Genomic DNA, 21,605 nt, shown 5'->3' with positions numbered 1-21,605 from the left:
GATGAATAAATTTTTGGTATTTCTATTGATAATTTCCTCTGTAGTTTTTTCAGAAGAAGTCTGTAATTTCAACGGTTCCAACGAGATGATTCCGAATTCGTCTTGTAGCCAAATTGGATATGTTTGCCATTTGGCTGTTGATGTGAATAATGCGCAGAACGTTATGGCATTTTTTCTGGGAACAGATCAAAATTGTACGACATGGATTCAAACACAATTTGAAACAACGGATTTTAATGGTACTAAGACAAACTCCTTAAAAGTTTTTTTGATTGAAAGTGAAGAATACAATACAGATGCGCTTGCCATGACTCTTGCAGGGGCACTGGCTCTTTCTGCTTCTAATAATAAGATACCGGTGCGGATTATTTATCATCAGGTTAAGGAGCAAAATTATGGAGGAATACTATTGCAAAGTATTTCTTTGGTTGGAAATTGAATATGTTTTTTAATTTAAAAACCAAACACGGCGGGATTCTTCGGTTGGAGAAAACTTTGAAATGACGCGAAATGGATGTCTCCTGTTCTTTTTGTTGCTGAATTTACTTTTGGGACATGCTAGTGCGGCGGAAAATAAGATTTTCTTGGCGGAAAGTCCGTTGGAACAAAATGAAAAAAACTTCCGTTGAATGGAATGGCGACAGCGTTCAAATTTACAACAATTTAATTGCCGAAGAAAATGATGATTCCCATTATGGTCCAAACGCAGCAGGCATGGTTATCGGTGGGCTTTTGGTGGGAGGCGGAACATTTTTTAGTGTGGTCGCAGTAAATGCCGCTTCAGATGCCGATTGGCTGTCGGCGGTAGGTGCCGGCTTATTTACGGCAGCTTCCGTTCCTTTTTATCTGGTCGGCCTTCCCATTTTCCTATACAATACATATAAATTTGCTGTTCGCAAAGGCCATGCGAATCGCCGAGACGAGTATATCGATGCGCTCAAGCGTTACAAGGAACGGCGTGAAAATTCCGTACAATGGACAATCGTGCCGTCGGTGGATTTGGCGAATGCGGGCGGCGGGCTGAATTTGCTCGTGGCGTTTTGAAATGAACTCCCTATCGCGCGCTACGTCAATTTCGAGAATCTTCGGTGATTTTTAACGATTACGAAAAGTTTGTCGAGAAAGTTTGCCACGCCATTTTATCGATATAGTGTCCCGTTAAATTTCCAAATCCCCGGTGTAGCGGGAAAGAATTTCTCCTGATTTTGTACAAAATAATAGGCTTCCGTCGTCGTTGATGTCGAGAATCGTGCCTTCGATTGTGGTTTCGCCTTCGACGATGCGCGCTGGGCTGCCGATGAACTGGTCCATCTTTCGCCATTCTTCAATCCAGGGGCGAATTCCCTGAACACGCGTTGTTTCCAAAGCGGATTTTAATTTTTGGAGAATTTCCTGGAGGAGAATTTCCCGATTGATTTTTTCCCCTAGAAGCAGCATAAGGCTGGTGACGGGGCGTTCGATTTCTTTGAAATCCATTTCGCTTGCATTGACGTCGATGCCAATGCCGATATTCAATAGAGACTCTCCGTTTTTGTACAGGCATTCGGAAATCATTCCGCAAAATTTTTTCCTGTCGCAGAGAATGTCGTTGGGCCATTTGACGCTGGCTTGGATGCCGATGTGGCGGAGCAGTTGGGCGATGGAAATCGCCGTGATTTGCATGAGCTGTGTGTATTCCTTGGGGGCAAATCCTTGTAGCGGGTACAGGATGTTGAAATAGAGATTTTTCCCGGCGGGAGAAAGCCAGGTGCGCTCGTGCCTGCCGCGTCCGTTCTGTTGTGAATCGGCAACGATGACATCGCCCGCGTTCAATTCGCGCAAATGGTCTTTTGTGTAGCGGTGCGTGCTGCTCAAAGAAGAAAAAAGTTTCGCCGGCTTGTCATGAAGACCTTGAATTTGCCAAGAGGAAAAAGGTTTTTCTGTAGAAAAGAAATCTTTCATATTGTAATAGTAGTTAATTGCACTTGGAGGTTTAGAGGAGTCGGGAATGTTTTTTACGCATCGATTCTTTTTGTAAATCTTTTACTTCTTGCGACTCGATTTGTGTTTTTGAACGGAAAATTTTTACTGAAAAAAGTAATTTTGCATTGATTTTTTCCGTTTTGTGGCGACGGTATTTATTGGAGGTTTTTATGGATTTGTTGAAATTTTTAGATGAAGCGGTAACGCCGTGGCACACGTCTTCGGCGATTTCAAATGAACTTCTTCAAGCGGGATTTCAGGAATTGCCAGAAACGGAAATGTGGAATTTGCAAAGGGGAAAATCTTATTTCGTAAATAGAGGTGCGGCCTTGTTTGCGTTCCGTATTCCTTCTGTATTATCTTCAGAAACGCGTTTTCGTTTGGCGGCCTCTCATACGGATTTTCCGACGATGAAAATCACTCCGAATCCGGATTTGGAAACTGCGGGCATTCACTTGCTGCATCCAGAAGTTTACGGAGGCGCACTGCTTTCCAGTTGGTTCGATCGGGATTTAGGCATTGCGGGAATGGTTGTAGTTCGAGAAGAAAATCGTTTGGTGCAAAAAAGAATTCGGATGAATGCTTTGTGCCGAATCCCGGAATTGGCTATCCATTTGAACCGAAATGTCAATGAAGAAGGCTTTCGAATCAATCCGCAGACGCAGTTGAACGTATGCTTTTCTGCTGGAAAAACAAAAAATTTTATCTCCGCTTTAGAAGACTTTGTTGGCTCTCGTGTTGTGGATTTTGATTTGCAATTTTTTGATGCGCAGCCTGCGGCTTTAGGCGGTTTTCATCAAGAGTGGATTTATTCGGGGCGGTTGGATAATTTGCTTTCGTGCGATTCGATTTTATCTGGAATGGTTGAATCGGGAGAGCCGGAAAATGTTTGCGGAGCGTTGTTTTTGAATAGCGAAGAGGTGGGTTCGGAAACGCGGGATGGTGCTGCCGGGAATTTTGCACTCGTTGTTTTGAATAGAATCGCAGATTCAATACAAATGAAGCAAGGAGAATTGTTTGGCATTCTTTCGGATTCCTTGCTGTTCTCTTTAGATGTCGCCCATGCGACGCATCCCGCTTATGGAGACAAGATGGAACCGAATCATTCTCCGTTGATGGGTCAAGGCGTTGTGCTCAAGGAAAATGCCAAAAAGCGTTACGCCAGCGAAGCGATTGCTTGTGCGCAATGCAAAGCACTTTGCGAAGACTTGCAAATGCCATATCAGATATTCGTTTCAAGGAATGATATGCCTTGCGGAAGTACGGTGGGCCCATGCCTTTCGGCGGCTTTGGGAATTCCGGCGGTGGATTTGGGTGAAGCGATTTTGGGAATGCACAGCATTCGGGAAATGGGTTCGGTAATCGATCACAAACGAATGTGCCAATTGATGCAATCCTTTTTTAGAAAAAAGGCGATGCATTTAGGGCAAATGGAGTAGAGCGGAATGGCTTGCGTTTTTTGGTCATAACGACAAAGGGCGTTTTGTGTGACGATAAAATGTTTGTTTTGACTTTTTTGTAAAAAGGAAAGACTAAATTGTTCTAATTTGCGAAAAAAGCATAAATTTTACCCTCTTTTTGGAAAGAAAAGGGGGGGCATGATTTTTGCAATGTTTATGGTGCGGAATAATTCAACCAAAGGATACGCTATGAGAAACAAAATCCTCCTCTGCCTTTCTACTTCGCTTGCAGCATCTTTTCTGTTTGCGCAGGACGCTAAAAGCGATGGCCCTAGTTTTGCCGTTTCGGGCTCTGTCGAGTTTGAAGCGAATACGCATTACAAGCAGGTGGATCCACGCGGCGAAATCGACAATAATGCCGAGGACAACAAATGGTTCCACGATTATTCATCGACTTTCGATCTGCTCTTTCAGGTGAAATTCAATGATAAGTGGTCTGCGGAAGCTGCCATCTCCGCTGATGATGACAATACAGCTCCAGGCTTTGCTTATGATGGTGCTTTTATCCAATACCAGCTCAACGACAAAATCGCCATTAAAGCGGGCGATATGACCTATTCGGAAGGGGCTTTTCGGTATTACGATTACGACGATCCGGGTGATGCTGCCGCCGGTATGATGGAACGCAGCATTCGCGGTATTGAAGTGGACGCTTACGGCTTGGTCGTTGGTTTGGGCTTTGGTACCGATGATGACGATTGCGATGCTTCGGGTGCGGGCTGCACGACTTACGATGCGCACGTTGCTTACGAGTTGGCTTTGGGCGATCATACAATTCGTCCTTATGTGAATTACAAAAGTTATCAGGTGGAAAACGCCAATAGCTTGCGCGCTGGTGTGACGGCAAACCTGGTGTTTGGGACAATGGCAAATGTGCAGCTTGTTTACGGGCTTTATTCCGATGCGCTTTCCGAAGATTCTCCCAAGATGAGCCATGCGTTTACGGTGGAACCGGAAGTGAACTTGGGAAAATTTTCAATCAAGGGTACGGCTTACTATGCATTGCTGGACGATGATGATCCGACTCTTGTCGATGCTCCGGAATACATGTTTGCTTACGTGGAACCCCTCTTTGCCATCAACGATTTACTCTCTGTCGGCGTTCAAGGGGAATATCACACGATGACTTTGGATTCCGATGCGGAGCTGGCGCAGGCATTTATCGGCCCGAAGGCATATTTCTCTCCGGTGGAAAAACTTTCGATGGATGGATATTTCCGCGCTTGCATTCCATTAGGAGACGACTATGGCGATTCGGATGACGTTTATTTTGGTGCAGGCGCATCCGTGAGCTTTGAATTCTAAAACAAAGAAATCCCTTCCTATGGGTTCCGTCTCGCCGTTGGCTTTATGCAGGGCGGGGCGGTTTTCTATTTTTTATTGTTATCCGCTAAACTTTAATTCATGAATTCATAATCCCCAAAACGTCCCGTTTTCAAGGAAAACGGGACTTATTTCAAAATACGAGCCCCCCTCAGTTCAGTTGGGACAGGAATGACTGCTGTGATTGCGGTGGAGCGAGTCCACCGACGTATGCATCCCTTACAGCCTTTATTGGAGATTCCAGGAGTTTGTACAGGTCTACGTAGTAGGTTGCACACTGGCGTATCAGCAGAACCGTGCTGGAGAAACTCAGCTTCCTTTTTGTCTGCGCACGAACAATGGCTGTCAGCAGGTTAGCTATCATTACTATCCAGATCTGTATCCGGATCGCATTCTCGCTGTCTCCGTAAAAGAAATGAAGCGGAAAATTCTGCTTGAGACTGCGGTAGAAGGTTTCTATCTGCCAGCGTCTTCGATAAATTTCGACTATTTCCTTGGCAGGAAGTTCATTGTTGTTCGTAAGCAGCCGCCATGTCTTTCCCGTCTCCTCGACATAATGTTCGACTATGCGGGCCCTGTGAACTCGCTCCTTCTTGCGGGAGACAAAATGAAATTGGACATTCTCGTCCCGAAGTATGTTGTCTGAAACGGGGTTGTCCGACACATGGTCGTACTTGAGGTTCTTCTTCATCCTGGTCACGTAGGTCGTTTTCTTTTTGGAGAAGCTCTCGAACAACTTGTAGTCGATGTATGCCCTGTCTATAGCAAGAAATGATTCCGAGGGAAGCTTGACTTTCTTGAGTTCAGTGCTGTCATGTTTCGCTGCCGGGGTCACGATGACGAACTCCGGCGCTCCAGACGAATCCTTCATCACGGTGTGCGCCTTGACTCCGCCCTTCTTCTTGCCCAGCTTCGGGTTCCTGCCGGCACCCTTCATCACGTCGGTGAAGAGGGAGACAGTCGTCGAGTCCATGACATAAAGCCTTTTGGACCAAAAATAGTCCCGGCTGTCCGCTAAACAGTGCTCGTACTTCTTGTGCAACTCATGGTAGAGCCGTTCGAATATCGCGGCCGGTCTCCGTCCGTTCGCGTCAGCGAATGTGCTTCTTTTGGGGATCTCCGTAAGTCCGGCGTGGACTAGCCGTCTCGATTCCGCTTCGAGCCCCAGCAAGATTTGATTGATGGACTTGTACTGCTCCATGACGGAAAACAAGAGCACAAGCAAATGCTGGTACGCATCGAACTTCTTGACATAGCGTTCCCCGCCGTTCTGTCTAGATAGGGACAGGACAAGGTTCTTGGGAATAAGCTTCATTATCTGGGAAAATACCGGCTGTCCGCTAAAGTTGCTATCTTTCATACTGCTTTTGGTTCCTTTTATTTGTGGTTATTTAAAACGATACCAAAAGTGACGGCTCTCGATTATCGGGAACCGTCTTTTTTTATAACTTTTCTACGAAATTGATTAACTTTTAGCGGACACTATTATCTATTTTTAAACCATGAAAATTATTTTTATGGGAACGCCGGTTTTTGCGGCTCATTTTTTAGAACATTTGCACAGTGGCTCGCATCAGGTTGTAGCCGTAGTAACACAGCCCGATCGTCCAGTAGGGCGTGGGCGAGTTATCACGCCGCCTCCGGTTAAAGAAAAAGCGCTGGCGTTGGGAATCCCGGTGCTGCAACCGGCTTCAGTGAAAGAGGACTCTTTTGCCGAAGAGCTTTTGCGCTATCAGGCGGATATTTTTGTTGTGGTTGCGTTTTCTATTTTGCCTAAACGCGTTTTGGGGTGCGCCAAATTTGGGGCGGTCAATGTTCATGGCAGTATGCTTCCCCAATATCGTGGTGCCGCTCCTGTGCAGTGGGCGATTGCGAATGGCGATAAAATGACTGGTGTAAGCATTTTTTTGTTGGACGAGAAAATGGATCACGGTCCCATTTTGGAACAGCGGAAAATTCCGATTGGCCCTTATGATACCGAAGAAGATATTTTGAATAAGATGGTCGCCCCAGGTTGCGAAGCGTTGGATTCCGCTCTGCAACAGATTTTTGAAGGAAAATGCGAATCGCTTTCGGAACAGGATCATGCAAACGCGTCCCCGGCTCCCAAGTTGAAAAAAGAGGATGGAAAAATTGATTTTTCGCAATCCGCACAACAGATTCACAATCGCATTCGCGCTTTTTTCCCTTGGCCGGGCGGGTTTTGCAAATTCAACGGCAAAATTGCCTATTTTCGCAAGACCGATGTGGTAAAAGATTTGGCGATTCCTCCGGGTTTTGTCCGCAATGAAAAAGATCGACTGTTGGTCGGGACAGGAAATGGAACACTCGAAGTGTTGGAAATTCAACTGGAAGGAAAACGTCCCATGCCAGCGGCAGATTTTCTTCGGGGAATACAAAATAAGAACCAGGAGAATCTGTGCTTCAAAACGATGGATTAAAAACGAGATTTTCCGCTTTTGGCGCTTTGGTGGATTGGCGAAAAACGGGAAAGCTCTTGCGGGAACATTCCCTTTCGCCATTTGCCAAGGAACTGGCTTTAGGTGTGTGTCGAAGGCATTTGCGGCTATTGCACGCTATTCGGAAATCGGTTCGACGGATGCCAGGTTTGGATGTGCAATGCGTGCTGGAAATGGGCATTTATCAGATGTTCTTTATGGATGTCCCCAATCGGGCGGTGATCGATTCCAGTGCGGAACTTGCTCGCCAGGCAAATCTTGGAGAAGGCTCTGTTAAATTGGTAAATGGGATTTTGCGCCGTTTGGATAGGTACGGACTTCCTTCGCTTCCTCCACAAAATGTTTTGCGTTTAAGCCTTGAATATTCGATGCCGGAATGGCTTGTGCGTAGGCTTTTGGATTGTTGCGGTCCTGTTTATGCCGAAGAGTTTTCCAAAGAAACTGTGGAACGCCCTAGTCAATGGATGCGCGTGAATGTGCAGAAAATATCGGCAGAAGAATTGCAAAAACGATTGGCGCTTTCGGGTCGCATTTATAAAAATCGATTCATTGAAATTCCGGAAGGAAATCCCCACTTAGGAGAATTATTGGCCAGCAAGGAATTTAAAGAAGGATTTTTTTCCATACAGAATCCGGCGGCACTTGAAGTGGTGAATTTGTTGCAAATACAAGATGGGATGAGCGTGTGGGATGCTTGTGCTGCTCCCGGTGGAAAAAGCGCATTGCTTGCAGAAATGTATCCCCATGCGGAAATTCTTGCGTCCGATATTTCGGCAGAACGTTTGTTGCCTATGCAGGATTTGCATTCCCGTCTTTCTCTGTCGAATATAAGTGTGCAAACTCTGGATGTAACTGCCCATTCTTTTTTTGAACGTTTTGATCGGATTTTACTCGACGTCCCTTGCAGCAATCTGGGCGTTCTTTCTCGCCGTCCGGAAGTCAAATACCGTTTGTCGCTAAAGGATGTTTTGGATTTGTCCAAAATACAATTCCATATTTTAGAAACGGCAGTTTCGGCGTTGAAGAAAAACGGCATTCTTGTTTATGCGACATGCAGCCCTGAACCTGTGGAAACCGATAAGGTTGTCAAAAAATTTTTGGAAGCGCATCCCGATTTTGAACAAGTTGGTTTGCCGGTTCGTATTTCAAAAAATGAATTTGGTTTGGATCGTTTTTTTGCGGCGGCGTTGCGAAAAAAATAACGATTGAGGAGAGTTTAATGCCGAAAATTTTACTGTTGGCTGTATTCGCTGCGTCAGTTCTTTTTGCCAAAGAGAATGTGCCGACCGAGGAATTTTCTCATGCCGCATTAGCGATGGAAGGTGGAGCTTTGTATTTGCTAGATGATGCGTCGCAAGGATTTGAAGATTCTTATTACGGTCTTTTGGAATTGGATTACAGTTTTTTCCGAAATTGGGTTGGCATCGTGCAATTCGGATATTCCTATTTGCCTACGAAAAGTGGCGTCTCTTATGACGGAACGCATATGGCGATTGGGCGTGTCGGTTTAGATTATCCGATTCCATTTATAAAACCCGTACTTGTTGGGGCGGGATTCAGTTGCATTTGGATGCGTGCAGAAGGTGGCGATCTTTCGAAGACGACTTTGGAAGACAACGAATCGGAATTCGGTTTTTTTGCCCGATTGAATTTGCCGATCATTTCGACGCAAAAATGGCGACTTGGTGCGAAGGTTTATTTTGAACGTTTGTGGACGGCTCCGGAAACTTCGGAAACGGTCTTGTTTGGTTTCTATATCCAGCGGCAAATTTGGTAGGAGTGAGCGTGAATTATCTGAATCATTTCAATAGGATTTTGCGAATACTGCTTTTGGCTGGTATTTGTGTATTTGCGGAAATCACGCCGGAAACGAAAGGAATGCAAGACACTCGTTTCGATGGAACCTTTTTGACGGCATCGCCGACATTTGTTTATGACCGCAATTCTCAAATGGGCGGAATTCATTCGGAAAGTGAAGAATGGACCCCATCAAAAATGCGATACAGAATGCTTGTCAATCGCCTTTCGGCAACGCCGTTGTGGGATGTGCAAGATCCTTCGGTGTGGCTTTCTGTGGGGAATGAAATTGGAGATATGATGTATCAGGATGCTCGCGTTGGCGGTTGGAATCAAGCCGCTCCGAATCGCACGCCGATGCAGGAAGTAGGATTTCGTTCCAAATCTTATGATGGCATTTGGACGACCGCCAGATATTTTCAAGTGGATCATTATTCGGTCAAATCTCGTGCGGAACGAGAAAGGATGGTCGGCACTACCAGCTATTCTTTATTTGGCGAAAATCTTCCGTTTTTTAGTACTATGTACGCAGGGCTTGGCTATTCCGCATCGTCTTTTGAAGTGTTGGCGTTGGCGGGGCACGAATATATTTGGGAAATGGGGGAAAGCGGACGCTGGATTCCTGTGGAGCTTAAGCCTCGCGCAGAAACCCGCTTTGACTCGCGTTATTTTCATGCGAATTTGGTCTTTGAATATGGGGAATACACTCTTTTAAAAAACAAGACGGTTGGCAATCGGAAAGAAATCAGCGGCTCGGTAAAAATCGGGGAGGATTCTCTTTCGCAAAGTTTTCGCCTGTGGAATTTGGCGTTGGGAGCGGCATTCCGGGCTGTGGATGACAGCGGCGCGGTTCCTTTCGGAATCCGAGACGATTATGTTGTATTTCCATTTTTGGAAATTTCGTTGCGCCCGGCAAAATGCTTAACATTGGCGGGATTTATAGGAACCAGTGGTCGGGAATTTGCTGGTAAGGACAGCGTAAATTTGGAAATTCCTGCATCGGCATGGGTAAGGACAAATGTCGGTTTTAAAAATCATGTCGCATCAACTTTGAATCCGTTGGGTGAAGATTACGAATATTATAATACCGATACCATTCATTTGCGAACGGACGGAGTGATGCAGTTGCACCGTTTGTATATGGATTTGCGCACTCGGGTGAATTTGTTTGAATTTGGTGTGAATGTGGCAGGTTGGATTGAAAAAGGGGCGGAGACATTTGGCATTGATGAAAAAGAACCACGAGGCGCAGGAAAAAATCCTTATGTTTATCGGACGGGCGATGTAGATAGAATAGATTCCTGGATTCGAGGCGTTTCCGGAGAAGCGCTGCTTGCGTATCGTTACGAAAAAATATTTTCTCTTTTGGCGCGTGCGGGGCTAGAACGCATTGATGGCGACGAAGAACGATTTGAAGTAAATCCGGCGGAAGAATGGGTTTCTATTGGTGCGGAATGGAATCTATGGGATTATTTTTGGATTCAACATTCTTGGTCGTATCGTTCGGATGCAAGGTGGAATCTGCGATCCGAGAATCCATTTGTTGTAAAAGGCAGCTGGTATTGGGACGCCTCTTTTACGCAGAATTTCCCTAAATACGGATTGTCATTATCGGCAACATTGGTTCATTCGCTGGGCAAAAATTTAGTTCAGGTTCCAAATGGCGGCGAAGATGTGACTCGATTCTTCTGTAATATCGTTAAAAAATTTTAGTCCACCTTTGAAAATCCATTTTCAAAAAATCGGCGTCATTAGAGTGGCTAGTTTTCTCAAGAAATGATTTATACGAATGCTCGGAAGACCGTCCTTTCTTGTTGTTCTACAAAGGCCTTCATTTTGGGAAGATTCTTTGAAGAAATTCTTTCCGTAGAAAATGCGATAATCAAAATAAGCTAAATTTAAAATATGAAGCAACTTTCTTCAGCGTGTCATCATTTGGCCCAAAATTTGTCTCCTCAGAATCTTCTTGGGCAAATATGGCGCTACGGAATTGCCGGGGGCTTGGCGTTTTTGGTGGATTTCGGATTATTTGCCTTTTGCCTCTACATTTTGAAATGGCATTATTTGATAGCGAATATTTTTGGACTGGCGGGCGGCCTTGTGGTAAATTATTTGGCAAGTGTCAGTTGGGTTTTTAGGGCGTGCAAACGGAATGTGGAAAAAAAATCGTTGGAATTTTCTCTGTTTGTCGTCATCGGCATTTTGGGTGTTGCGTTCAATCAATTTTTGATGTGGGCGTTTGTGGATTTTTTAAGTTTGATGCCGATGTTTGCGAAAGTCCTTGCTGCCGTTCTTGTACTTTTTTGGAATTTCGGTGCTCGCAAATTTTTTCTTTTTAGATCGTTAAAGGATTGATATGAAAACAGCGATTATTGTCGGTGCTGGACCTGCGGGGCTTACCGCTGCCTATGAACTTTTAAAAACGACGGATGTAAAACCAATTGTCTTAGAAGAAAATGATTTTGTCGGCGGAATTTCTCGAACGGCGGTTTACAAGGGAAATCGCATGGATATCGGCGGGCATCGTTTTTTCAGCAAAAGCGATACGGTGATGGACTGGTGGACAAATATCTTGCCGTTGCAGGGAGCGCCTAGTCGAGATGATCTTGCAATCGGTAGGAAAACTTCTTTGACAGAAAATGGCCCGGATCCCGAAAAAGACGACCGCGTGATGCTTGTGCGTTCTCGTCTTTCCCGCATTCTTTATACGCGAAAATTATTCGATTATCCGGTGACGCTCAATGTGGCGACAATTCGAAACTTGGGACTTTGGCGAATGTTCAAAATCGGCATGAGCTACATCAAAGTCTGCGTTCTTCCCAAGCGCAAAGAAAAATCGCTGGAAGATTTTATGATCAATCGTTTTGGCGTGGAACTTTACAAAACGTTTTTCCGGGATTATACGGAAAAAGTCTGGGGAATTCCTTGTCATGAAATTAGTGCGGATTGGGGAGCCCAGCGGATTAAAGGCCTTTCGATTGCCAAGACCCTTTTGCACGCTTTTAAAGCGATGCTTCCGAAAAAAACAAATTCTGTTCGCCAGAAAGATACCGAAACGAGTTTGATCGGGGAATTTTTATATCCGAAACTCGGCCCTGGAGAATTGTGGGAAGTCGTTGCCGATGAAATTCGGAAACTTGGCGGTGAAATCCGTTTTGGTGCGAAGGTCACAAAATTTGAACGGTCAGAAAATCGTATTTCGGCGGTGAAATTTACGGAAAACGGCGAAGAAAAAACGCTTGGTGCCGATTATTTTATGAGTACGATGCCGGTGAAAAATCTGGTCGGCGCGCTCTCCGGAGTTCCCGATTCGGTGCGGGAAATTGCAAATGGTCTTGTGTATCGGGATTTTATGACGGTGGGTTTGTTGCTGGATTCTTTGGATATCCCCAATCCGGCAAAGCCCGGAACGCCGGAATGTAAATTGAAATTTGTCGCTGACAATTGGATTTATGTGCAGGAATCGGACGTTAAGTTGGGGCGAATTCAGGTCTTTAACAATTGGAGTCCGTATCTGGTCTCGGATCCTTCGAAAGTTTGGATAGGTCTTGAATATTTTGTCAATGAAGGCGATTCGATGTGGAACAGCAAGGATTCGGATTTTATCGACTTTGCTATTTCGGAACTGGAAAAAATTCATGTCGCTAAAAAATCTTCCGTTCGGGATGCGGTGCTTTTTCGCGTTCCCAAAACCTATCCCGCTTATTTTGGAACGTATCAGCGATTTGGAGAAGTCCGTTCCTATTTGGACGCCTTGGAAAATTTGTTTTTGATGGGGCGGAACGGAATGCACAAATACAACAATATGGATCATAGCATGCTGACGGCGATGGAAGCGGTGAAGTGCATTCGGGAAAATTCATCCGATAAATCTGCCATTTGGAATGTGAATACCGAAGAGGAATACCACGAAGGGAAAAAAGGATGAAAATCTTTCGTCTGAAAGAATTTTATTTCGCTTTGATCTGCATCGCTTGCGTCTTCTTTTTTCAAACGATAAAAGCGGAATTGAAAAATGTGGCGGTTGTTATCGATGGTGCGGAGCAGTCTGTAGAATTTCCGTACAAAGAAATTTTCCAAAAAGGAGAACGATTCCGCTTTACCTTTGATGTGCGGCATCCTTTGAATCTGGATTACGAGTTGCATATTGTTCCGGACGATTGTGCGGAATGGATTGCTGTAAATGGTGAAAGATTCTCTTTGCACGATACGCCGGGGCATTGTGATTATGCTGGCGGATTTGTATTTTCATTGGATTCGATTTTGAAGGAAATTCCGGCGGACTCAACGCATTTTGAATTGGAAGTTCGCAATAATGGCGGTCCTGGAGGCTTGAATATTTCGGCGAAGACGACGAATTTTTGGGTAGAAGCTTCGCGTTTTTTGGCTCTATTCACTTTTGCGCTTTTGCTTTTTTGTTTATTGCGACGTTTGAAAATCGGGTTCGTTTGTTCTCTGCTTCTATGCTTGGGCGTAGTCCTTCGCATTTATTTTGCTTCGCAAACGCCGTATTCCCGTTTTGCGTATGATGTCGATGCCCATGTGGATTATATTCGCTATGTGGCGGAGAATTTTAGCGTCCCAGATAATGAAGAATGTTGGGCGTGCTACCATCCACCAGTGTATTATCTTTTGATGGCTCCGGTTTGGAAAATGGCGGAATGTCTGCGCTTTTCGCCTCCTCGGATGATTCAATTTGCCGATTTATTTTTGTCGGCATTTACGCTGCTGTTTGGATTTTTGGCGTTGAAAAGATTGCTTTCGGGAAAGGCTCTCGCGTTGGGAACTCTTTTGTGGGTTTTCTGGCCGGGCTTGGTTTTGTGCGCCCCGCGAATTGGAAATGATCAGCTCTTTTTTCTGTGGCATGCGATTTGCCTGTGGGGATCGCTTTGTTATGTGACAGGAAAAGAGGATGGTCGGGCTAAGTTTATCGGCTTTGCTGCAGTCGCTGCGTTTTTGGCTTTTTGGACAAAGACAACGGGCATTGTGAGTGTTGGAACCGTAGTACTTTCTTTTGTGTTGGGATATGCGAATCGTCGCCGCTTGCGTCCGAAATTTGGAGAATGGTCGGCCCTTGCTGCCATTTTTATTTGGGCTTTGACGGTTATCGTTTTTAAAGTCTTTGGAAATGCTTCTTTGGTTGATAACGCGCATTCGTTGAATTCCGCTTTGCGTGTGGGAAATTTGCCGGGAAATTATCTGTTCTTTGATTTGCGGGATTTTTTGATGAATGCATTTGTCAGCGCTTGGAACGATGCGGGCGGCAGACAGTATTTTTGGAATTACGCGATAAAGACGTCGCTATTTGGAGAATTTTCGTGGACAAATCTTGCTTTTGGTCAAGGGCTTGCCGTGATAGTCAGCGTATCGGCTTTGGGCATTTTGCTTTACAGTATTCGCGGAATTTGGAAAACCAAATGGAATTTGCCGCTGTTCATTATGCTTGTTTCGGGATTGGCGTTTACTGCGGCACTGTTGTTCTTGCGGATAAAAATTCCGTTTTCGTGTAGCAACGATTTCCGCTACATCATGCCGGTATTGCTTTCGGTTATCTCGTTTTTTGTGGTGGGCGTTTCGCTTCCGGATACCTCTCGGCGTTGGAAAATTTTGGGAGTGCTTTTGGCTATTGTTTTTGCCGTTTCATCGGTGGCTCTGTTTTTAGTGATTTAGCAATACGGATTTGAATTTGCTACATTTGCGGCCATGCTCCGACAAACTATTTCAAGAACTGTTTTAGACAACGGTATCACGGTTCTTTCGGATTTAATGCCGGGAACATATTCGGCGATGGTTGGTGCCTGGATTCCCCGAGGCTCTCGCCATGAAACAGAAGAGATAAACGGACTTTCGCATTTTTATGAGCATCTGGTTTTTAAAGGAACCGAAAAACGTTCTTCATTGGAAATCGCACACCTTTTAGAAGATCGCGGCGGTAATTTAGAAGCTTATACGACTCGGCAGGAAACGGGATTCTATGCGCAGGTGATTCGGGAAGATTTGCCGCTTGCCGTAGATGTCATTGCGGATATGCTGATGAGTCCCCGCTTTGATGAAAAGGAAATGGAAAAAGAGCGCAAAGTCATCATTGAAGAAATTCACAGCTATGATGACATTGCCGAAGAATGCGTCGGGGATTTGTTCAACAAAATCCATTATCGCGGTTGCGGGCTTTCGTTTCCGATTGCGGGCACGGTGAAAAGCGTTCGGGGCTTGACTAGCGAAGGGCTTTGGGAATACGAACGCCAGGTTCTAGAAGATTTGCCGATTGTGGTTTGCGCCGTGGGAAAAATCGACCACCGGGAATTAGTGGATTTGGTCGGGCGTTTTTTTGAAAAGAAAAAATCGGCGAAAAGGCCGTTTGCTAATAGCTATTCGGCAAATGCCCAGCGCAAAACCCTTTTTAAAAAAGAGCTGAGCCAGTCGAATTTATTTTGGGGAACGAGTTTTGAAAAATCGTTTTTTCAAATGGATTTTATTCGGGCTCTTGGCATTTTCAATGTGGCGTTTGGTGCCGATATGGGTTCGCGTTTGTTTCAAAAAATCCGCGAAGACCGTGGGCTTGCCTACAGCGTGTATTCGATGACCGATGTCTATACGGATACTCTTGGTTGGGGAGTTTCTTTGGCGACGGCACCGGACAAGACCGATGAAGCCTTGGAAATCGCCGCTCGAGAATTTCAAAAATTTTTGAATGACGGATTTGAAAAAGGGGAATTGGAGCGGACAAAAATGAATATCATCGGCGGACTTCGGATTGGCGCGGACAGTGCAGAAAAACGATTGATGCGCATGGCGGATCAAATGATGCATTTGGGGAAAATTTTCTCCATTAACGAGACCGAAGCGCAGGTGAAAAATTTTTCGGAAGAATATCTGGTGGAACTATTGCGCGGGGCTTTTAAGAATGCTCCTTTTGCAACGGCAATGGTCAAACCAAAATAAAAGAGGTGACAATGGATATAGCGGCTCCTGTAGGCATTTTGGGTTTTGGAATCGAAGGCAAAAGTACTTTGCGTTATCTGGTGCGCAAGGGAATCCGCGAAATTGTCGTGATGGATAAAAATCCAGTGGAACTGCCGGAACTTCCCGCAGACGTTCATGTGAAAATTTTCAGCGGAGAAAAGTACATGGACGGTTTGAAAAACGCGGTGACGGTTGTGCGATCCGCGGGAGTCTATCCGCTTCAAAAAGAAATTTTCCACTTTCAGATGAACGGCGGTGCTTTAACAAGTCAGATAGAAATTTTTTTGAAAGAAACCAAATCCCGGTCGGTTGTCGGCGTTACGGGAACTCTTGGTAAGGGAAGTACGGTCAGTATGATTCGCCATGCTCTCAACGCTTGCGGAATACCGTCCGAAATTGGCGGCAATTTTGGCGTGCCTGCATTGGATCTGCTGGAAAACGAAACGCCCGATCGCATATCGATTTTGGAGCTTTCATCCTTTCAGCTGATGACTTTGCCCGTTTCGCCGCATGTTGCGGTAGTGCTTCGGGTTTCGACGGAACATTTGGATTGGCACAAATCCGTGGAAGAATACCGGGATGCCAAAGCGAATCTGGTGCGCTGGCAAAAACGCGGGGATTTTTGCGTTTACATTCGGGATGCGGAACCTTCTGCGGCAATCGCTCGTGAATCCGGAGCGCAGAAGTTGTGCTATGGTTCTCGAGATGCGGATGCCGTATTTTCTTCGGATTCGTTGAAGATCGATGGCTGTACGTTAAAATTGGCGGACTGCAAAAAAATCGGATCGTTCCAGCTTGAAAATATGGCGGCGGCTCTGCTGGCGGTAAAAGCGCTTGGAGCCGATGTACCGACGGCGTTGCAGTCGTTGAAAAATTATGAATCTTTGAAATTCCGCATGGAATTTAAAGGCGAAAAAAAAAGAATCGTTTTTTACAACGATTCTTATGCGACCCGACCCGACGCGACGATGGCTGCCGTCAAAAGTATGAACCGTCCTTTCGCATTGATTTTGGGAGGCTCCGAAAAGAACGCGGATTTCTCGGAACTGGCTCGGACTCTTGCTGGAATACAAAATTTAAAACGCATTGCGCTTATCGGAGCGACTGCCGAACGGATGCAGGACGCTTTGCGTCAAGTGGAAACATCTGTGCCGATGAAAATTTTCTCAGGGCTTGATGAAGCATTTGCAGATGCGTGTTCGGTAGGGAATGGCGGAGCGGTTTTGCTGTCTCCGGCGTGCGCAAGCTTTGGCCTTTTCAAAAATTACAAGGCTCGTGGTGAAGCTTTCGACAAACTGGTGGATGCGTTTTAAGGCGAGGATTTTTTCTGGCGAATTTCCTGTTTTGCTTTTTGCACCATTTCTAAAAACTGCGGCTCGGCGCAGAGACGGGCGAAAGCGGCGCTGGCGGCAAGTCTAGCGGCATCGACATCGCTCTGGTAATGGAATCCGGCTATCACACGGCTTTGCCCCATTTCGTATCCCATTTTCAGAATTTCGTTTTGATGTGCGGGATCCAGCATCACAAAGAGGAGTGCCACGGCCCAGGCTCTTGTCGTATGCCCGGACGGGTACGAAGTAAAATCCGTTGGCGATTCTTCGCTTGGAACGGATGTCGGCTCCTTAAAATCCTGATAGGGTCTGTGCCTCGCGTAGGTCTTTTTAGTTTCTTTAATGGTCGCTTTTGTCGCTTTGGAAACACTGCGGACAAGGCTTGCTGTGATGGGGTAATCGTTTTCGTTTAAAGGGATGCCGATGGCGGAGCCAAAAAATTTCAGCAGGGAGGCGGGCTTGCCGTTGGCGTGCTGGATGGCGGAATCCCCGCGGGGAGAATTTCGTTGCGCTTTTCCTTGCAAATACCGGACGCTGTCCGCGGCATAGGAAAGGCTTCCTTTTTCTGGTGGCGGCGGTAAAAAAGAAAAGGCTTTGGGCATATCCTCTGGTTTGACGAATTGGATTTTTTCTTTCGCAAAACCGAGTGTTACGAGGGCTGTCGCGCTGATGCAGAAAAGGATGGGAAAAAATTTCATTCTGAGTTCCTGTTTTTCACAATATATTTTTTAACGTGCGGAACGGCGTGTGGAAAAACTGACGTTTTTTGTTAAAAAGAACAATTTTGCATTTTTTTTGAGGGATAATGGGTTGAAAGTTCTCCATTTTGTTTAAATTTGAACCAATTTAAGTTTTCAAGAAATGGAAAAGTAAATGATTTCGGTTTCGATGAATAAATTTACTCTTGCGTCTTCCTGTTCGGCAGGATTTTCCGCCCTTCCCATTTCTAAATCGAATTGTTTTTGGAACGCTGAATCTTTTGGTTCGGCGTTTTTTTTATGGATTTAACTCATGGAGAATTTTATGAAACTTCAAGGCATCGACAAAGTCCTTATCATCGGTTCTGGTCCGATTGTTATCGGTCAGGCTTGTGAATTCGACTACTCTGGCACCCAGGCTTGCAAGGCGCTTCGCGAACAGGGTTACAAGATTGTGCTCGTGAACTCTAACCCGGCTACCATCATGACCGATCCGGTCATGGCCGATGCCACCTACATCGAACCGCTGAACGTCGCCCGCCTCACTCAGATTATCGAAAAGGAACGCCCGCAGGCATTGCTCCCGAACTTGGGCGGTCAGACTGGCCTGAACCTCGCCTCAGCACTCAGCAAGGCCGGCGTGCTGGACAAGTACGGCGTGAAGGTCATCGGTGTAAACCTCGATGCTATCGAACGCGGCGAAGACCGTGAAATCTTCAAGGAAACCATGCAGAAGCTCGGCATCGACACCCCGCGCTCCGGCATTTGCCACTCTGTGGAAGAAGCCGAAAAGATCGTGGCCGAAATCGGCTACCCGGTCGTGGTTCGCCCGGCTTACACCATGGGCGGTGCAGGCGGCGGTTTCTGCTACAATGTGGAAGAACTCCGCACCATTTGCGGTAACGGCCTCGAACTCTCTATGACGCACCAGTGCCTCATCGAAGAATCCATCCTCGGTTGGGAAGAGCTGGAAGTCGAAGTCGTGCGCGATTCCAAGAACCAGATGATCGCCATCTGCTTCATCGAAAACATCGACCCGGTGGGCGTGCATACCGGCGACTCCTTCTGCGCAGCCCCGTTCCTCACCATCGACAAGAAACTCGAAGAAGAACTGAAGGAAAAGGCCTTCAAGATTGTGGAATCCATCGGCGTGATTGGCGGTACCAACGTGCAGTTCGCTCATGACCCGAAGACCGGCCGCGTGGTGATCATCGAAATCAACCCGCGTACCAGCCGCTCTTCCGCTCTTGCTTCCAAGGCAACCGGTTTCCCCATCGCCCTCATTTCTGCAAAGCTCGCTGCAGGCCTTACCCTCGACCAGATTCCGTACTGGCGCGATGGAAGTCTCGAAAAGTACACCCCGAGCGGTGACTACGTGGTGCTCAAGTTCGCACGCTGGGCATTCGAAAAGTTCCGTGGCGTCGATGACTGCCTCGGCACCCAGATGAAGGCTGTGGGCGAAGTCATGGCTATCGGCAAGACATACAAGGAAACCCTCCAGAAGGCTATCCGCGGTCTCGAAAACGGTCGCTCCGGCCTCGGCTTTGCGAAGGACTTCAACAAGAAGAGCAAGGAAGAACTCCTCGAAATGATGAAGACCGCTTCTTCCGAACGTCACTTCCAGATGTACGAAGCCATCCGTAAGGGTGCTACCGACGAAGAAATCTTCGCCGCCACCTACGAAAAGGCCTACTTCGTGCAGCAGATGCGCGAACTCGTGGAACTCGAAGAAGAAATGCTCAAGACTCCGGGCCGCCTGCCTGCCGATGAACTCCTCATCAAGGCCAAGAAGGACGGCTTCAGCGACAAGTATATTGCCAAGATCCTCGGCATCCGCGAGAAGGACGTGCGCAAGAAGCGTACCGAACTCGGCGTGGTCGAAGGCTGGTGTGCCGTGCCGGTGAGCGGCGTGAAGGACCAGTACTACTACTACAGCACCTACAACTGCAAGGACGAATCTACCGCTTCCACCAACCCGAAGAAGATTATGATTCTCGGCGGTGGCCCGAACAGAATCGGTCAGGGCATTGAATTCGACTACTGCTGCTGCCACGCTGCAATGGCTCTCCGCGAAATGGGTTACGAAACCATCATGGTGAACTGCAACCCCGAAACGGTCTCTACCGACTACGATACCTCCGACAAGCTGTACTTCGAACCGGTTTCTTTGGAAGACGTGCTCCAGATTTACCACAAGGAAAAGCCGGCTGGCGTGATCGTGCAGTTCGGTGGCCAGACCCCGCTGAACATCGCCCGCGCTTTGAGCGACGAAGGCGTCAAGATTCTCGGTACGAGCATTGACTCTATCGACATCGCCGAAGACCGCGATTTGTTCCGCAAGATGATGGACCAGCTGGAAATCCCGATGCCGGAAAGCGGCATGGCCACGAACATCGACGAAGCCCTCGCTTGCGTCAAGCAGATCGGTGGCTACCCGGTGATGATTCGCCCGAGCTTCGTGCTTGGCGGCCGCGGCATGGAAGTCATCTACGACGAAAACATGCTCCGCGAATACGTGGCGAAGGCTGTGGGTGTGACCCCGGACCGTCCGCTCCTCATCGACCGCTTCCTCCACAACGCTTTGGAATGCGAAGCCGACGCCCTCTCCGATGGTGAACACGTTTACATCCCGTCCGTGATGGAACACGTGGAACTTGCCGGTGTCCATTCCGGTGACTCCGCCTGCATCATCCCGCCGGTGACCATCACGAAGGAAAACTTGGCAACCATCAAGGATTACACCAGGAAGATTGCCGAAGCCCTCCACGTGTGCGGCCTCATGAACATGCAGTACGCCATCGAAGACGGCAAGGTGTTCGTCCTCGAAGCGAACCCGCGCGCAAGCCGCACGGTGCCTCTGGTCTCCAAGGTCTGTAACACCCAGATGGCCCGCCTCGCGACCCGCCTCATGCTCGGCGCGAAGCTCGAAGACCTCAAGCTCAAGGACAAGAAGTTCAACCACCACGGCGCCAAGGAAGCCGTGTTCCCCTTCGACAAGTTCCCCAAGGTTGACCCGGTTCTCGGCCCCGAAATGCGCTCCACCGGCGAAGTCCTCGGCCTCTCCGACGACTACGCCCTCGCTTACTACAAGAGCCAGGAAGCCGCAGGTTCCTTCCTCCCGAACGAAGGTGCCGTGCTGATTAGCCTCTCCGACAAGGTTAACTTGTCTGAACAGGCCGTCGAAATCGGCAAAGAATTCCAAAAGCTCGGCTTCAAGATTTACGCTACCGAAGGCACCGCCAAGTTCTACGAGAAGGCCGGCGTCAAGTGCGAAGTCGTGAACAAGATCGCCGAAGGCCGCCCGAACGTCCTCGACATCATCCTGAACAAGCAGGTGAACCTCATCATCAACACGCCGTGGGCAAAGCGCGACGCCATCAAGGACGAAAGCGCCATCCGCAAGGCCGCTATCAAGTACAAGGTTCCGTACATCACGACCCTCGCCGGTGCCTACAACACTGTCAAGGGCATCGCCGCCGCAAGGAACGGACATGGCGCCGTGAAGAGCCTGCAGGAATACCACGCTTCGATTGAAGAGATTTAATTAGGCGTGTCATCCTGAGCGTAACGCCGTAAGGCGTGAAGTCGAAGGATCCAGAACATTTAAGATCG

The 21,605-nt window shown here is 47.2% G+C and carries 17 protein-coding genes; 14 read left to right on the top strand and 3 right to left on the bottom strand.

What is annotated here, in order from left to right; translation table 11 throughout:
* Position 1 precedes the first annotated feature (1 nt).
* Positions 2 to 439: a hypothetical protein gene (locus tag BGX14_RS05215; RefSeq protein ID WP_143159450.1), complete on the top strand. Its 438-nt coding sequence runs from the start codon at positions 2 to 4 to the stop codon at positions 437 to 439.
* A gap of 170 nt (positions 440 to 609) precedes the next feature.
* Positions 610 to 1,044 carry a hypothetical protein gene (locus BGX14_RS05210; protein WP_095879278.1) on the top strand — a complete coding sequence of 145 codons (435 nt, stop codon included), beginning with the start codon at positions 610 to 612 and terminating at the stop codon, positions 1,042 to 1,044.
* 114 nt (positions 1,045 to 1,158) lie between these two features.
* Here BGX14_RS05210 and BGX14_RS05205 read toward each other — a convergent pair whose 3' ends face one another.
* Entirely contained in the window at positions 1,159 to 1,941 is a 783-nt protein-coding gene (locus BGX14_RS05205; protein ID WP_073305287.1) for a biotin--[acetyl-CoA-carboxylase] ligase, read from the bottom strand.
* Positions 1,942 to 2,132: 191 nt separating this feature from the next.
* Here BGX14_RS05205 and BGX14_RS05200 point away from each other — a divergent pair, with 191 nt between their 5' ends.
* Both BGX14_RS05200 and BGX14_RS05195 read left to right on the top strand, forming a co-directional pair.
* The gene (locus tag BGX14_RS05200; RefSeq protein ID WP_073305285.1) at positions 2,133 to 3,401 is read left to right on the top strand and encodes a M18 family aminopeptidase; all 1,269 of its coding nucleotides are present in this window, start codon (positions 2,133 to 2,135) and stop codon (positions 3,399 to 3,401) included.
* A 210-nt stretch (positions 3,402 to 3,611) separates the two neighbouring features.
* Positions 3,612 to 4,727 carry a hypothetical protein gene (locus BGX14_RS05195; RefSeq protein ID WP_073305303.1) on the top strand — a complete coding sequence of 372 codons (1,116 nt, stop codon included), beginning with the start codon at positions 3,612 to 3,614 and terminating at the stop codon, positions 4,725 to 4,727.
* Positions 4,728 to 4,896: 169 nt separating this feature from the next.
* Here the strand turns inward: BGX14_RS05195 and BGX14_RS05190 are convergent, their stop codons facing one another.
* The gene (locus BGX14_RS05190; protein ID WP_095878730.1) at positions 4,897 to 6,105 is read right to left on the bottom strand and encodes an IS4 family transposase; all 1,209 of its coding nucleotides are present in this window, start codon (positions 6,103 to 6,105) and stop codon (positions 4,897 to 4,899) included.
* Positions 6,106 to 6,247: 142 nt separating this feature from the next.
* Between BGX14_RS05190 and fmt the strand changes: the two genes are divergently transcribed.
* The 9 genes from fmt (at position 6,248) to murD (ending at position 17,277) form a co-directional block, all read left to right on the top strand.
* On the top strand, positions 6,248 to 7,186 hold the full coding sequence (gene fmt, locus BGX14_RS05185; RefSeq protein ID WP_073305283.1) for a methionyl-tRNA formyltransferase: 939 nt from the start codon (positions 6,248 to 6,250) through the stop codon (positions 7,184 to 7,186).
* Positions 7,165 to 8,406, top strand: a complete 1,242-nt coding sequence (locus tag BGX14_RS05180; RefSeq protein ID WP_073305281.1) for a transcription antitermination factor NusB — start codon at positions 7,165 to 7,167, stop codon at positions 8,404 to 8,406. Before fmt ends, BGX14_RS05180 begins: the two co-directional genes overlap by 22 nt.
* Positions 8,407 to 8,423: 17 nt before the next feature.
* A complete protein-coding gene (locus BGX14_RS05175; RefSeq protein WP_143159449.1) occupies positions 8,424 to 8,981 on the top strand; it encodes a hypothetical protein in 558 nt (185 codons plus the stop codon).
* 8 nt (positions 8,982 to 8,989) lie between these two features.
* Positions 8,990 to 10,714: a hypothetical protein gene (locus BGX14_RS05170; protein WP_143394145.1), complete on the top strand. Its 1,725-nt coding sequence runs from the start codon at positions 8,990 to 8,992 to the stop codon at positions 10,712 to 10,714.
* Between the two features lie 234 nt (positions 10,715 to 10,948).
* Positions 10,949 to 11,356: a GtrA family protein gene (locus BGX14_RS05165; RefSeq protein WP_233126417.1), complete on the top strand. Its 408-nt coding sequence runs from the start codon at positions 10,949 to 10,951 to the stop codon at positions 11,354 to 11,356.
* Position 11,357: 1 nt separating this feature from the next.
* A complete protein-coding gene (locus tag BGX14_RS05160) occupies positions 11,358 to 12,929 on the top strand; it encodes an NAD(P)/FAD-dependent oxidoreductase (protein WP_095879275.1) in 1,572 nt (523 codons plus the stop codon).
* Positions 12,926 to 14,671 carry a hypothetical protein gene (locus tag BGX14_RS05155; protein WP_095879274.1) on the top strand — a complete coding sequence of 582 codons (1,746 nt, stop codon included), beginning with the start codon at positions 12,926 to 12,928 and terminating at the stop codon, positions 14,669 to 14,671. Before BGX14_RS05160 ends, BGX14_RS05155 begins: the two co-directional genes overlap by 4 nt.
* A gap of 33 nt (positions 14,672 to 14,704) precedes the next feature.
* Positions 14,705 to 15,943, top strand: coding sequence for a pitrilysin family protein (locus BGX14_RS05150; RefSeq protein ID WP_073305271.1), 1,239 nt, complete (start codon positions 14,705 to 14,707; stop codon positions 15,941 to 15,943).
* 11 nt (positions 15,944 to 15,954) lie between these two features.
* Positions 15,955 to 17,277, top strand: a complete 1,323-nt coding sequence (gene murD, locus BGX14_RS05145) for a UDP-N-acetylmuramoyl-L-alanine--D-glutamate ligase (protein WP_095879782.1) — start codon at positions 15,955 to 15,957, stop codon at positions 17,275 to 17,277.
* Here the strand turns inward: murD and BGX14_RS05140 are convergent.
* Positions 17,274 to 17,993 carry a phosphatase PAP2 family protein gene (locus BGX14_RS05140; protein ID WP_095879273.1) on the bottom strand — a complete coding sequence of 240 codons (720 nt, stop codon included), beginning with the start codon at positions 17,991 to 17,993 and terminating at the stop codon, positions 17,274 to 17,276. The two genes, murD and BGX14_RS05140, sit on opposite strands and share 4 nt — an antisense overlap.
* Before the next feature lie 325 nt (positions 17,994 to 18,318).
* Here BGX14_RS05140 and carB point away from each other — a divergent pair, with 325 nt between their 5' ends.
* Positions 18,319 to 21,537, top strand: a complete 3,219-nt coding sequence (gene carB, locus BGX14_RS05135) for a carbamoyl-phosphate synthase large subunit (protein WP_095879781.1) — start codon at positions 18,319 to 18,321, stop codon at positions 21,535 to 21,537.
* Positions 21,538 to 21,605: the final 68 nt, after the last annotated feature.

Source organism: Fibrobacter sp. UWS1 (genome assembly GCF_002300445.1).
GTDB lineage: Bacteria > Fibrobacterota > Fibrobacteria > Fibrobacterales > Fibrobacteraceae > Hallerella > Hallerella intestinalis.
Note: the sequence above shows the minus strand (reverse complement) of the source record. Positions and strands in the feature narration are given on the sequence as shown.

Excerpts from the sequence above, each read along its gene's own strand:
- BGX14_RS05190 (WP_095878730.1), bottom strand. The coding sequence starts at position 6,105 with ATGAAAGATAGCAACTTTAGCGGACAGCCGGTATTTTCCCAGATAATG.
- BGX14_RS05210 (WP_095879278.1), top strand. The coding sequence starts at position 610 with ATGAAAAAAACTTCCGTTGAATGGAATGGCGACAGCGTTCAAATTTAC.
- BGX14_RS05140 (WP_095879273.1), bottom strand. The coding sequence starts at position 17,993 with ATGAAATTTTTTCCCATCCTTTTCTGCATCAGCGCGACAGCCCTCGTA.
- BGX14_RS05150 (WP_073305271.1), top strand. The coding sequence starts at position 14,705 with ATGCTCCGACAAACTATTTCAAGAACTGTTTTAGACAACGGTATCACG.
- BGX14_RS05200 (WP_073305285.1), top strand. The coding sequence starts at position 2,133 with ATGGATTTGTTGAAATTTTTAGATGAAGCGGTAACGCCGTGGCACACG.
- BGX14_RS05160 (WP_095879275.1), top strand. The coding sequence starts at position 11,358 with ATGAAAACAGCGATTATTGTCGGTGCTGGACCTGCGGGGCTTACCGCT.
- BGX14_RS05195 (WP_073305303.1), top strand. The coding sequence starts at position 3,612 with ATGAGAAACAAAATCCTCCTCTGCCTTTCTACTTCGCTTGCAGCATCT.
- BGX14_RS05205 (WP_073305287.1), bottom strand. The coding sequence starts at position 1,941 with ATGAAAGATTTCTTTTCTACAGAAAAACCTTTTTCCTCTTGGCAAATT.
- fmt (WP_073305283.1), top strand. The coding sequence starts at position 6,248 with ATGAAAATTATTTTTATGGGAACGCCGGTTTTTGCGGCTCATTTTTTA.
- murD (WP_095879782.1), top strand. The coding sequence starts at position 15,955 with ATGGATATAGCGGCTCCTGTAGGCATTTTGGGTTTTGGAATCGAAGGC.
- BGX14_RS05175 (WP_143159449.1), top strand. The coding sequence starts at position 8,424 with ATGCCGAAAATTTTACTGTTGGCTGTATTCGCTGCGTCAGTTCTTTTT.
- carB (WP_095879781.1), top strand. The coding sequence starts at position 18,319 with ATGAAACTTCAAGGCATCGACAAAGTCCTTATCATCGGTTCTGGTCCG.
- BGX14_RS05215 (WP_143159450.1), top strand. The coding sequence starts at position 2 with ATGAATAAATTTTTGGTATTTCTATTGATAATTTCCTCTGTAGTTTTT.
- BGX14_RS05155 (WP_095879274.1), top strand. The coding sequence starts at position 12,926 with ATGAAAATCTTTCGTCTGAAAGAATTTTATTTCGCTTTGATCTGCATC.